This is a genomic window from Algirhabdus cladophorae (assembly GCF_044772865.1).
Classification (GTDB): domain Bacteria; phylum Pseudomonadota; class Alphaproteobacteria; order Rhodobacterales; family Rhodobacteraceae; genus Algirhabdus; species Algirhabdus cladophorae.
In genome coordinates this window covers 11845-24254 of the sequence record NZ_CP173030.1, presented here as the reverse complement: position 1 = coordinate 24254, position 12410 = coordinate 11845, and the positions used below count along the sequence as shown (strand labels likewise).

The window sequence follows — 12410 nt, the reverse complement described above, 5'->3', positions numbered from 1 at the left end:
GACACTGCGTGTCTCCCCCCAGAGTATTTATCGAAAAAAGAAACATGGGGCTTGGTGCCCTATTGAAAGGAGGCTTGTGATGAGCCCACGTGATGAAATTCCCCAACTGCGCGGTCAAGATGGCGAAGGATCGGTTCAGGTGCATCAGGATGATGCCATGAAGATTGAAGGCGCGAAGGTGTTTTCGGTTTACGGCAAAGGTGGGATCGGCAAATCGACAACCTCGTCTAATCTGTCGGCGGCGTTTTCCAAGCTGGGCAAGCGGGTTTTGCAGATCGGTTGTGATCCCAAGCATGACAGCACCTTTACGCTGACAGGGTCGTTGGTGCCCACAGTGATTGATATCCTGAAGGATGTGGATTTCCATTCCGAAGAATTGCGCCCTGAGGACTTTGTCTTTGAAGGCTACAATGGTGTGAAATGCGTTGAGGCCGGTGGTCCCCCTGCGGGCACCGGGTGCGGCGGCTACGTTGTTGGTCAGACCGTGAAACTGCTCAAGCAGCACCATTTGCTGGAAGAAACCGACGTTGTGATATTCGACGTGCTTGGGGATGTCGTTTGCGGTGGTTTTGCAGCCCCCTTGCAGCATGCAGATCGCGCGTTGATCGTCACGGCCAATGATTTCGACAGCATTTATGCGATGAACCGGATTATTGCCGCGGTTCAGGCCAAATCTGCCAACTACAAAGTGCGCCTTGCGGGCTGTGTGGCGAACCGGTCGAAAGAGACGGACGAGGTGGACCGCTATTGCAAGACGGTTGGTTTTAACCGGATCGCCCATATGCCTGATCTGGATGCCATTCGTCGCTCGCGCCTCAAGAAGAAGACTTTGTTCGAGATGCCCGATGACCAAGACGTGGTCGATGTGCGCAAGGAATACATCCGCTTGGCGGAGACCCTGTGGAACGGGACCGAGCCTTTGGCCCCTGCCCCGCTGCCGGATCGTGAAATCTTTGAATTGCTTGGGTTTGATTGATGCCGGACTATTCCCGCACCTTAGACCGTGTTGAGACTTATTTCGACACGACCGCCACCCAAACATGGGAGCGTCTTACATCCGACGCGCCTGTGTCGAAGGTGCGTGCGACGGTGCGGGCCGGCCGGGATCAAATGCGCGATGTGATGTTGGGCACTTTGCCTGATGATCTGACAGGCGCGCGGGTTTTGGATGCCGGTTGCGGCGCGGGCCAGATGACGATTGAATTGGCCAAACGCGGAGCTGATGTGGTTGCTGTGGATATCTCGCCCTCGCTCATCGATATTGCCAAGCAACGCTTGCCCCGTGAGTTTCACAAGCAGGTCAGTTTCCATGCAGGCGATATGCTCAACAATGCCCATGGCGCTTTTGATCACGTGCTCGCCATGGACAGCCTGATCTACTACAGCGCATCGGATATTGGTGCGGCCTTGGCCAAACTGGCGCCACGTGTGCGCGAAAACATCACCTTTACCGTGGCCCCGCGCACAGCGTTTTTGATGACCTTCTTTGGCATTGGCAAACTGTTCCCGCGCAGCGACCGCTCGCCTGTGATGATCCCACACACCGCGGAACGACTGGCCCAAGCCACGCGCGATGCAGGCGTCAAAGGCGGTTTGCGCGTGGTCGAGCGGGTTAATTCAGGTTTCTACATTTCCCAAGCGATGGAACTGCGCCCATGAGCGACAAGCGCCATCCCCTGACACAGTTCAGCATGAATTTGCTGCCCTTTGCGGATGCCGCATCGGAAGGCCTGCCAGCCAAGCAATTGTTGCGGCTGAGCCTGTTTCAAGTGTCCGTTGGGATGGCCTCTGTTTTGCTATTGGGTACGCTGAACCGCGTGATGATCGTGGAACTCAGCCTGTCCGCGATGATCGTGGCTTGCATGATTGCACTGCCAGTTCTGATTGCCCCGTTTCGTGCCCTGCTGGGGTTCCGATCAGACACTTACAAATCCGCCATTGGCTGGAAACGCGTGCCCTATCTCTGGTTTGGCAGTCTTTGGCAGTTTGGTGGCCTTGCCATCATGCCTTTTGCCCTGCTCGTCCTTGCGGATCGCGGCAAGATCGGCCCGGAATGGGCCGGTGAAGTATTGGCAGCCCTCGCCTTTTTGATGACAGGTCTTGGCCTGCACATGACGCAAACCGCAGGCTTGGCGCTGGCCAGTGATCGTGCCTCGGACGAGACGCGCCCGCGGGTCGTGTCCCTGCTGTATGTCATGTTCCTTGTGGGCATGGGGATCAGTGCCGTGATCATTGGGTTGCTGCTGCGCGACTTTAACGAGCTGAAACTGGTCCAAGTGATCCAAGGGGCCGCTGTGGTTGGGATCATTCTGAATATTGTGGCCATTTGGAAACAGGAAAAGATGGCACCCATGACCAAAGCAGAGCGGGCCGAACCACGCCCCAGTTTCCGCGATGCGTGGCGCGATTTTGCCCAAGGCGGCCAAGCAGGTCGTTTGATCGTGGTCGTGTTTATGGGAACCATGGCGTTCAACATGCAAGACGTGTTGCTTGAGCCTTATGGCGGCGAGATCCTTGGCCTGTCCGTATCTGCTACAACACTGCTGACGGCCATGTGGGCTGGCGGTGCATTATTCGGGTTCCTGATGTCGGCCAAATGGCTGGCGAACGGGTTGAACCCCTACAGAATGGCTGCGCGGGGGCTGCTTGTCGGTCTTGCGGCCTTTAGTGCGGTGATTTTCGCTGCACCTTTGAATTCCAGCGCTTTGTTCTTCATCGGATCAGGCGGCATTGGATTGGGGGGTGGCCTCTTTGCAGTGGCCACTCTGACAGCTGCGATGGCAATGCCTGCAACGGGCAAAGCCGGTCGTGGTTTGGCGTTAGGCGCGTGGGGGGCGGCACAAGCTACCGCTGCTGGTGTGTCCATCGCAATTGGCGGAACCCTGCGGGATGCAGTGAACGCCGTGGCACTAAACGGGACATTAGGCGAAGGATTGGTCAGCAAGGCCACTGGCTATTCGGTCGTCTATCACACGGAAATTGCTTTGATTTTCGTGACGCTGATTGCTTTGGGACCGCTTGTGCGGTTCGGGAGTGATCTTAATCAAAATAGGGAAGACGGTCCGTTAGGGCTGGCTGACTTCCCGACGTAAAGACCCTTTTAGGAGGACAAAATGACAGAGACATTCTTTGGCCAATTCGATCTTGCCAGCCTTGCGGTTTGGCTTTTCTGGGGCTTCTTCGCACTGCTGATTTACTATCTGCAGACCGAAAACATGCGCGAAGGCTACCCGTTAGAAGATGACGACGGCAAACCAGCCGCCAACCAAGGGCCCTTTCCCGTGCCCTCGCCCAAAACGTTCAAACTGCCACACGGTCGTGGCGACGTGACATTGCCCGGGCCTGATCGTCAGGTGCGGACAGATCTGGCGCTGAAACGCACCAGCGAAAGCAACGGTTTCCCAATGGAACCCACTGGCAACCCCTTGGTAGACGGTGTCGGTCCCGCCAGCTGGGCTGCGCGTCAAGACGTGCCAGAACTGGACGGCAAGGGTCATCCAAAAATCCTGCCTATGGCAAAACTGGCAGCCTTTAGTGTGGCGGCTGGATCTGATCCACGCGGCATGCCCGTTGTGGCTGGCGACAAGCAAACCGTTGGGACCGTCACCGACCTTTGGGTCGACGAGCCCGAGCAACTGGTGCGCTACCTTGAGATCGAACTGGAAAGCGGCGGCAAACGTCTGGCACCGCTTCCGCTGGCCCGTATCTGGGGCGGCAAAGTTCTGATCAAATCAATCTTCGCGGAACATTTTGCCGATGTTCCAACAACGAAATCCGACAGCCAAGTGACCATGCTGGAAGAGGAAAAAATCAGCGCCTACTACGGCGGTGGGAACCTCTATGCCAGCCAAGCACGGCTGGATCCACAGATCTAAGCAAAGGAGGCTCTGATGCCCCACGACGACTTTCAAATCGAACCGATCAAAGGGTTGCCCGAAGTGCCACCCGAAGGTGAAGAAATCCTCTGGCAAGGGCGTCCCAACTGGTGGGCGCTGGCCAAGGAAAGTCTTTCACTGAAATGGGTGGCGGGCTATTTTGTCCTCCTTGCGGTTTGGCGGTTTGTGGTTGTGATGGATCAGATGCCTTTGGGCAAAGCCGTTCAGATCTCGATCCCCTTCCTGATTTTAGGGGCGATCTGCTGCGGTCTGTTGATGCTGGTGGCCTATGTTCAGGCCAGATCAACCGTTTATACGATCACCAATCATCGCGTCGCGATGCGGATCGGGGCAGCCCTGACACTGACCCTGAATCTGCCGTATCGGTGGATCGATAACGCTAATCTGGACCTGCGCAAATCCGGCACTGGCACCATCGCCCTCCAGACAGGCGGTAAAACACGCCTGTCTTACCTGATGTGTTGGCCCCACGTGCGCCCATGGCGCATGGCCCGCATGGAACCTGCGCTCCGCTGCATCCCTGACGCTGCCAATGTCGCACAGATATTGGCGCACGCAGCGGAGACGCGGGTCTCCTCCCTTAAAGCCACAGCAGACACGGCCTCCATGCCCTCTGCCCTGCCAGCGGAGTAGACCCAGATGGATATTTCACGCCAAAAAGCCGAAATGCGCGAACGGGATCGCGAGATGATCCCAGTTGCGCTGGTGCGCGCGATGTTCGGGCTGACGTTTGTGATCCTGATGATCGTGGCCTATGCCCGCTTTACCGACCGCCCTCTTGAGGCTTTGCCGCCTGTGGCCGACGTGGTGACCGAACGCAGCGTGGTTCTGTCGGGAGACATGAGCGGGGCTGCAGCCGTACACGGGGCCGACGGCACATTAATTGCGAACTTTGATTCAGAACAAGGCGGATTCATCTCCGGTGTTTATCGTGTTTTGGAACGTGAACGACTGAAACACGGGGTCGCTGTGGATGCGCCCGTGCGTTTGGTGAAATTCGACAATGGTCGTATGATGATCTTCGACGACACTACCAACTGGCGTGCCGACCTTATGGGTTTTGGCGCCACAAACCGAGCCGCCTTCGCCACGCTGCTTGCCGAGTAAACAAAAGGGAACCGACATGGGATTTTTCACCCGAGAAACCGAAACAGCGCCGTGCACTGTTGAAATCAGTCACCGCTTTGAAGAACTCAGCGCCCACGTGCGCTTTAACAATGGCACCACTGTAAATCCGGGCGACAGCGTCCAGGTTCAGGGCCCCGAGATCATGGCGCCCTACGGCGAAGTTGTCTCGGAAGATCGCATCGCCGTGATCACCCGCGCCTCTGGTTTGGAACGCATGTGGACACGCGCCACAGGTGATTTCGAATTTATGGAGCTGTGCGAATTTTCCTTTAGCGAAGAGGTAATGTCATGAACGTGCAAAACTCTGGCGCCACTCATTCCTCTGAAGCCGCAACAGCCGAAGAGGCCATCGCCCTACAAGAAGCCCTGCCCGACATCATCACTTCCGAGAAAGCGACTGAGATTGCGATGCAAAATACGCTGCTCACGCCGCGGTTTTACACCACTGATTTCGACGAGATGGACGCGATTGACGTGACCCCTGTTCGTGCAGAATGGGACAAGCTGATCGCGCAGATGGTGTCCGACCCGAACAAGGGCCATTTCAAAAAGACAGAAGACTGGGACAAAGTTGATTGGGACGGGATGGAGCCTAAACTAAAGGCCGAATTTATCGACTTTCTGATTTCCAGCTGTACTGCCGAGTTTTCCGGCTGCGTTTTGTATAAAGAAATGAAGCGTCGCGGCTCGAACGAGGATATCACGCAACTGTTCCAGCTGATGGCCCGCGATGAGGCCCGTCATGCAGGCTTTATCAACGATGCCCTGCGCGAGGCTGGTATCCGTGTGAACCTTGGCTTTTTGACCCAGCAAAAGAAATACACGTACTTCCGGCCCAAATTCATCTATTACGCCACTTATCTGTCAGAAAAGATCGGCTACGCCCGTTACATCACTATTTACCGGCATCTGGAAGCGAACCCTGAATTGCGCTTCCATCCGATTTTCAAATGGTTCCGCGAGTGGTGCAATGACGAGTTTTCCCATGGCGAGGCTTTTGCCCTGCTCATGAAAACCGATCCCAAGCTGACCCAGAGCTTTACCAACAAGCTGTGGATCAAGTTTTTCCTGACGGCCGTCTATTCCACCATGTGGATCCGCGACCACCAACGCCCCGTTTTCCACGAGGCTTTGGGTGTCGATGTGACGTGGTACGGCCAAGAGGTGTTCCGCAAAACCTCCGAAATTTCCAAGCAGGTCTTTCCAATGACCTTGGACATTGATCACCCGCGCTGGCGCAAGGGTCTGGACAAGTTGCAAGACGCCAACATCCAAATCGCTGAGGCCAAAGCTGCGGGTAATCCTGTGAAACGCGTGTTTGGCATGGCGAAGGCGGGGATGGCGTTTATCGGCTTGTTGACGATCAAGTCGATCCCGAATGAGGCCCCCGACGATGTACGTTTGGAGCCAGTGTATTGATCCTTTGCATGCGTCATAAACGCCTTCGGCGAGAGTATTTGTCGAAAAAAGAAACACGGGGTCGTGCATGACATCCCCTTGGATCGCCCTTTTGCTGGCTTGTTTTATCTGGTGGTTCTCCACCGGAGCGATCTTGATGGTCGTCAAACGGGCAGACCGAGCAGGGGGCGATGCGCATTTATGGTCTGTGTTGTGGGGCCTTTTGGTTCTGATCGCGGGCGGCGTGGGATTTTGGGCCTCGTTGCAGATGACCTCTGTTGCCGGTGCCTATCTGGCGTTTGTCTCGGCTCTGGCGGTTTGGGGTTGGATTGAACTGGCGTTTTTGTCGGGCAAAATTATGGGCCCAATCCAGACCCCCTGCCCCGAGGACGTCCCAGAATGGGAGCGGTTCCTGCGCGCGTGGAGCACGATTGCCTATCATGAAGCCGCACTGTTGGCCGCGCTGATCCTTATGATTTTCGTCAGCCAAGGGGCCGGAAATCAGTTTGGCCTCTGGACCTATGCGGTACTGTTTTTCGCCCGCATCTCAGCCCAGTTGAACCTGTTCTTTGGGGTGCCCAAGATCAACACAGAATTCCTGCCCAAACCTTTGGCCCATTTGCCCAGCCATTTCAAAATTGCACGGCTGAACTGGCTCTTCCCGATTTCGATCACGGCCCTGTCGTTTGCGGTGGCGTGCTGGTTGGAGCGGCTTTTTGCCGTCAGTACCGATTGGCAGATCGTAGGCTTTGCCTTGCTCAGCGCGATCACAGCGCTGGCCCTTTTAGAACACTGGTTGATGGTGCTGCCATTGCCCGACGAAAAACTATGGCGGTGGATGCTGCCCAAACCTGATAATAACACAAAGACTATGAAGACAAGGACGGTACAATGAACTTTGATGCGCTTTTCCAAACCCAAATCGATCAGCTTAAAGAAGACGGAAACTACCGCATCTTTGCCGAACTTGAACGCCAATGTGGCAAGTTTCCACGGGCCGCCAACCACACCGACGGCGAAGCCCGCGATGTGACCGTTTGGTGTTCCAACGACTATCTGGGCATGGGCCATCATCCTGCCGTGATCGAGGCGATGATCAAAACGGTCGAGGCCTCGGGCACTGGCGCAGGTGGCACACGCAACATCTCGGGCACCAATATTCACCACCTTGCACTTGAAGCTGAACTGGCTGATCTGCACCAAAAGGAAGCAGCGCTGTTGTTCACCTCGGGCTATGTGTCCAACTGGGCCGCCCTGTCGACCCTTGGCAGCCGTCTGCCAAATGCGGTGATCCTGTCAGACAGTGAAAACCACGCATCCATGATCGAAGGCATTCGCCACAGCCGCGCTGACAAAGTGATCTGGAAGCATAATGATCCAGAAGATCTGGACCGCAAACTGGCCGCCCTGCCCGCCAATGCAACCAAGATCGTAGCATTTGAATCCGTCTATTCCATGGACGGTGATATCTGCCCCATGGCCGAGATTTTGGACGTCTGCGAAAAGCACGGCGCCATGTCTTATCTGGACGAAGTGCACGCCGTTGGCCTTTACGGCCCACGCGGTGGCGGCATTTCCGAACAAGAAGGTCTGGCCGATCGGATCACTTTGATCGAAGGCACGTTGGGCAAGGCCTATGGCTGTGTTGGGGGCTATATCACCGGATCAGCCGCCCTGTGCGATTTCATCCGCTCCTTTGCCAGCGGGTTCATCTTTACCACGGCCCTGCCCCCTGCTGTGGCGGCCGCTGCCAAGACATCCATCGCACATCTCAAGACCAGCGATATGGAACGCACGCGCCAACGCGAACAAGTGGCCAAGCTGCGCGCGCGACTGGATGCCCAAGGCATTCCGCATCTGGACAACCCCAGCCACATCATTCCGGTGATGATCAAAGATCCCGTGAAATGCCGCCAACTGGCTGATATTTTGATGGAGCAATATGGCATCTACGTCCAACCCATCAACTATCCAACTGTGCCCAAGGGCACCGAACGCTTGCGGTTCACACCTGGTCCTTTGCACACGGATGCCGACATCGAACATCTGGTTCAGGCCCTGGCTGTGCTGTGGAAGCAATGTGCGATTTCCCACGCGGTCGCCTAAACACATTTCAAACCACTGAACCCAATTGGGGGCGTCTGTCATAGGGCGCCCCTTTTTGATTTTGCACAATCTGTCACAAACAGGCAGGGATGCCGCATGGCACAGGCTTCCTGCTTTGCCAAGCTGATCCCCTCGGGGAGCACATGCCCGCAACCTCTGGCGGGCGGGTACTGTCATTTGGGGTCGGCGCTATCCTTGGACCGCTGATTGTGGGCTGGGCCATGCACGTCTACGGACCTTACGCGTTTTGGCTGATCCTGACGGGGATCTTCGCAGTTGTGGCCGCAGGAACGTGGACAGCTAAAAAGTCGGATGACGAGACCAACGCTGCCTAAAACCTCCAAACACTCGGGACAAAGAAAAAGTTTGGGGTAAAATAGCGTTTTCTGTTAGATTTCGACCCAATTGAAAACAATTCCAAATTTTTCGGATCAAAGGATTTTATTATGGCCGTCGTAAACACTGGAAGCGCATCCTCTGGATATACAATTTCCACAGCAAGTGAAATATATTTCACCTCTCAATTCTCAGTCATTACGAACGCGGGATCCGGAATTGATTTTTCCGCACCACTCAACAGCGTAGACTATATTTTGGCTGGCACCGTTATTGCCGACGGCAATGGGATCAATATCTCTACTAACAATGCTTCGAATAACACAAAGTTAGTGATCTTGCCCACGGGCGTCATTTTTGCGGATTTCGATGGTATCGATGTGAATGGCGATTCAGGGGATCTGTACGTTCAAGGATCCTTAACTGGCTCTACAGACGCGATAGAGATTAACGGCGACAACTGGGATATCGAAATCAGCGGCACGGCCACAGGAAATAGCGACGGCCTGGAATTCACAGGTGATGCCGCGCGGATCACCATCAGTGCAACAGGTATCCTTAGCGGTAGTTTTGATGGTATCGACTATGCCGGTAATCAAGCACTTATAAATAATTACGGTTTGGTCAAAGGAAGGACAGCCGGCATTGACGTAGACGGGGACGACAGCATCGTCAGTAACTCTGGAGAGGTCTTCGGCCAAGATGGGGTTACCCTAAACGGTCTTCGGGGCGCCGTCACAAATTCTGGCACTATCTCAGGCACTGACGTCGGGCTGAACGTGAGCAGTGCTAGTTTCCGCATCGAAAACCACGGCACCCTCAGTGGCGGTTCAGCAGAGGCACTTTTGGTCGATGGTAACCTTGGCGTTATTCTCAATACCGGTGTTATTCGCTCCGCCTATGAATTCGGCGCGATAAACCGCACCGGCGACAACAGCCTCATCAAAAACACGGGCACAATCGAAGGCCGTGTCGCGATCAATGGCAACCAAAATGAACTGATCAACACCGGCACAATTACGGACGCTATTTCGATGATAAGTGTTGGCGGCAAAATCACCAATCGAGGCGTGATCGAGGAACAGATTTTCGTGGGCTCCGATGGTTTTTCAATTATCAATGCAGGCGAAATCAACGGCGACATTTTGTTTTCAGACGGTGAAAATACCTACCGCGGCACCGGTCAGGTCAATGGCGAGGTGATCGGTGGTGCCGGGGCTGACAAGCTGATTGGTGGCAATTCTGAGGATACCTTCCGAGGTGGCGTTGGCGATGACGAACTAAAGGGCAAAGCAGGTGACGACAGCCTGTCTGGCGGCAACAACAAGGACATTTTGATCGGTGGACGCGGGCAAGATAGCCTAAGTGGCGGCAATGGCTTTGATCTGCTCAATGGCGGTCATGATGACGACACGCTGACCGGTGGCAAAGGCCAGGATACGTTCCAATTCAACCGCACCGCAGGCAATGACCGGATCACTGACTTTGAAAACGGCATCGACCGCATCGATCTGCGTGCCTTTGGGTTTAACGAAAACAACTACAACGGAAAAATCGCCCCTGCCCTCAGCAATGCAGGCAATAACACCACGTTTCTGGACCTGTCAGAACTCGGCGGCACAGGCTCGGTCATGATCGAGGGCCTGTCGTTTTCCGATGCGGACTCCACTGATTTCATCCTGTGACCGCACGACCCACCCTGTATGTGGGCAAGTCATCGCCACAAAGTGATGGTTTTTCCCCTTGCCTGTCTGGTTTTAGGGCCTAGTTTATGGCTCGGACCAAAATTTGGGAGACACCTTATGAAATTCAATCTGATCGCACTGGCCGCGGCAACCCTTATGGCAGCCCCTGCCCTTGCAGACGGGCACGCCGTTGATCTGACCGCCACAGGCGACGCAGAAGCCGGCGAAAAGGCATTCAAGCAATGCGTGGCCTGCCACGTTGTTGCAGATGCCGACGGAAATGTTCTGGCGGGCAAAAAAGCGAAAACAGGCCCAAACCTTTACGGTGTTGTAGGACGCGCAGCTGGCGCAGTCGAAGACTTTAAGTATTCCAAGTCGATGATCGCCGCTGGCGAAGAGGCTGGTCTGATTTGGGCAGAAGAGTCTTTTGTCGCCTATGTTCAGGATCCAACTGGCTTTTTGCGCATCGCGTTGGACGACAAAAAAGCCCGCGGCAAAATGGCCTTCAAAGTGCGTAAAGAAGAAGACGCACTGAACCTTTATGCCTATTTGAAATCCATTGGCCCAGCCATGGAAGAGGCCGCAGAAGAGACAACGACAACCAACTAAGTTTTGGATGTTCCAGTTTCAAAGCCGCTCCGGGCACCGGGGCGGCTTTTTTGTGGTCTATCGACAGATTCCCCATGCTTATGCAGGGTTTGGATTGCACGGATCAGGCCCAGAACCTCAAGGCCATTGTCGATGTACTCAAAACTGATGGGCACGCTGTAATAGTCGCCCTTATTCTTCCAGACGTCTTTCGCGAAATAGATCGTGTCTTTCTTAGCACCAATGCCCGCGTCAGGTTGACCTTGCCAAAGGATCTTTTCGCCAGGATCAAGGATCTGGGTCCAACCGACGGGTGCGTCACCCATTACATTGTGCTCCCAAACTGCATGTCGCGCGTCTGGGTGTTCATATCACCAACTCTGCATCCGTCATCTGTTCGTCCGTTACTTCAAACGGCGTGGCGTTCACACCATTGTCAGAGACCTTCAAAACAACATTTTGAGGGACCGGCGCCCAATCTCCAAGTGTGTCATCCAACGGCTCGGACGCTAAGATGATGCCGCTGTCCTGCGAAGTTTGGCGATAAAGGCTGGGCGCGCGCCCATCGCTGGCATGGCGGAACGCAAAAATCTCTGATCCATTGCTCATCACACAGGTCAAACGCACAGCGTTCTTAGCCCCTGATCCGTAAACACTGAAGGTTTGCAGGATCTCGACCACGACGCGGGCCGCTTCCACCGGATCCTCGTCCAAACCCTTGGCCAGCATCAGCAAAAAGATCAACTCGCTGTCTGTGCTGCCACGTCTTGCTGCATAAAGGTCGTCCGGCAACAACGCCTCCAGCGGCCGCCGGATTTCGGCAATATCTGGCACCTGCCCATTGTGCATGAAGGACCATTTACCATGGACGAACGGATGACAATTGACGCGAGATGTCTCGCCCGAAGTCGAGGCGCGGACATGAGCCAGAAAAAGCGGGGCGCGGATCATCGAACACAGGCTCAACAGGTTCCCATCAGACCAAGCCGGCAGGATATCACGGTATTGGCCAGGTCCTTGGTCCCCGTCGTACCACGCAAAGCCAAATCCGTCGCCTTGCACCGCAATTTTGGCTTCATTGGCATGTTGGCTTTGTTCCAAAAGCGAATGACTGGGATCAACAACTATGCGCGAGATCGCAAGAGCGGGGCCAAGATATGCAGCAAGTCGACACATCTTATTGGGCAGGTTGAATGAGGAACATGAGGGGCCTTTCGTATAGGCATCAATCTGCCCCGAGAGACGTCACATTTGGTCCCAAAATATTGGAATA

At 54.9% G+C, this 12410-nt stretch carries 15 protein-coding genes; 13 read left to right on the top strand and 2 right to left on the bottom strand.

The window, feature by feature from the left end; translation table 11 throughout:
- Window positions 1-79: 79 nt before the first annotated feature.
- The 13 genes from bchL (at window position 80) to ACIRQ6_RS18500 (ending at window position 11158) form a co-directional block, all read left to right on the top strand.
- Complete coding sequence (gene bchL / locus ACIRQ6_RS18560) at window positions 80-976, top strand: ferredoxin:protochlorophyllide reductase (ATP-dependent) iron-sulfur ATP-binding protein (RefSeq protein WP_420863993.1); 897 nt, start codon at window positions 80-82, stop codon at window positions 974-976.
- Window positions 976-1659 carry a magnesium protoporphyrin IX methyltransferase gene (bchM, locus tag ACIRQ6_RS18555; RefSeq protein ID WP_420863992.1) on the top strand — a complete coding sequence of 228 codons (684 nt, stop codon included), beginning with the start codon at window positions 976-978 and terminating at the stop codon, window positions 1657-1659. The genes bchL and bchM overlap by 1 nt, the downstream gene beginning before the upstream one ends.
- Window positions 1656-3092: a PucC family protein gene (locus tag ACIRQ6_RS18550; RefSeq protein ID WP_420863991.1), complete on the top strand. Its 1437-nt coding sequence runs from the start codon at window positions 1656-1658 to the stop codon at window positions 3090-3092. Before bchM ends, ACIRQ6_RS18550 begins: the two co-directional genes overlap by 4 nt.
- Before the next feature lie 21 nt (window positions 3093-3113).
- Window positions 3114-3875 (top strand): photosynthetic reaction center subunit H, encoded by a 762-nt coding sequence (puhA, locus tag ACIRQ6_RS18545; protein ID WP_420863990.1) that lies wholly within the window; start codon window positions 3114-3116, stop codon window positions 3873-3875.
- A gap of 15 nt (window positions 3876-3890) precedes the next feature.
- Window positions 3891-4529, top strand: coding sequence for a photosynthetic complex putative assembly protein PuhB (puhB, locus tag ACIRQ6_RS18540; RefSeq protein WP_420863989.1), 639 nt, complete (start codon window positions 3891-3893; stop codon window positions 4527-4529).
- A gap of 6 nt (window positions 4530-4535) precedes the next feature.
- On the top strand, window positions 4536-5003 hold the full coding sequence (puhC, locus tag ACIRQ6_RS18535) for a photosynthetic complex assembly protein PuhC (RefSeq protein WP_420863988.1): 468 nt from the start codon (window positions 4536-4538) through the stop codon (window positions 5001-5003).
- Between the two features lie 16 nt (window positions 5004-5019).
- Window positions 5020-5316, top strand: a complete 297-nt coding sequence (locus ACIRQ6_RS18530) for a hypothetical protein (RefSeq protein WP_420863987.1) — start codon at window positions 5020-5022, stop codon at window positions 5314-5316.
- The gene (acsF, locus tag ACIRQ6_RS18525) at window positions 5313-6443 is read left to right on the top strand and encodes a magnesium-protoporphyrin IX monomethyl ester (oxidative) cyclase (protein ID WP_420863986.1); all 1131 of its coding nucleotides are present in this window, start codon (window positions 5313-5315) and stop codon (window positions 6441-6443) included. Before ACIRQ6_RS18530 ends, acsF begins: the two co-directional genes overlap by 4 nt.
- A 67-nt stretch (window positions 6444-6510) precedes the next feature.
- Complete coding sequence (puhE, locus tag ACIRQ6_RS18520; RefSeq protein ID WP_420863985.1) at window positions 6511-7317, top strand: putative photosynthetic complex assembly protein PuhE; 807 nt, start codon at window positions 6511-6513, stop codon at window positions 7315-7317.
- Window positions 7314-8528, top strand: coding sequence for a 5-aminolevulinate synthase (gene hemA, locus ACIRQ6_RS18515; protein WP_420863984.1), 1215 nt, complete (start codon window positions 7314-7316; stop codon window positions 8526-8528). The genes puhE and hemA overlap by 4 nt, the downstream gene beginning before the upstream one ends.
- A gap of 143 nt (window positions 8529-8671) precedes the next feature.
- Window positions 8672-8863 carry a hypothetical protein gene (locus ACIRQ6_RS18510; RefSeq protein ID WP_420863983.1) on the top strand — a complete coding sequence of 64 codons (192 nt, stop codon included), beginning with the start codon at window positions 8672-8674 and terminating at the stop codon, window positions 8861-8863.
- A 111-nt stretch (window positions 8864-8974) separates the two neighbouring features.
- The gene (locus ACIRQ6_RS18505) at window positions 8975-10549 is read left to right on the top strand and encodes a hypothetical protein (protein ID WP_420863982.1); all 1575 of its coding nucleotides are present in this window, start codon (window positions 8975-8977) and stop codon (window positions 10547-10549) included.
- 117 nt (window positions 10550-10666) lie between these two features.
- A complete protein-coding gene (locus ACIRQ6_RS18500) occupies window positions 10667-11158 on the top strand; it encodes a c-type cytochrome (RefSeq protein ID WP_420863981.1) in 492 nt (163 codons plus the stop codon).
- On the opposite strand, the gene ACIRQ6_RS18495 is transcribed toward ACIRQ6_RS18500, so the two are convergent.
- Both ACIRQ6_RS18495 and ACIRQ6_RS18490 read right to left on the bottom strand, forming a co-directional pair.
- Complete coding sequence (locus ACIRQ6_RS18495; RefSeq protein ID WP_420863980.1) at window positions 11155-11463, bottom strand: hypothetical protein; 309 nt, start codon at window positions 11461-11463, stop codon at window positions 11155-11157. The genes ACIRQ6_RS18500 and ACIRQ6_RS18495 overlap by 4 nt on opposite strands.
- 40 nt (window positions 11464-11503) lie before the next feature.
- Complete coding sequence (locus ACIRQ6_RS18490) at window positions 11504-12313, bottom strand: class II glutamine amidotransferase (RefSeq protein ID WP_420863979.1); 810 nt, start codon at window positions 12311-12313, stop codon at window positions 11504-11506.
- Between the last annotated feature and the right edge of the window lie 97 nt (window positions 12314-12410).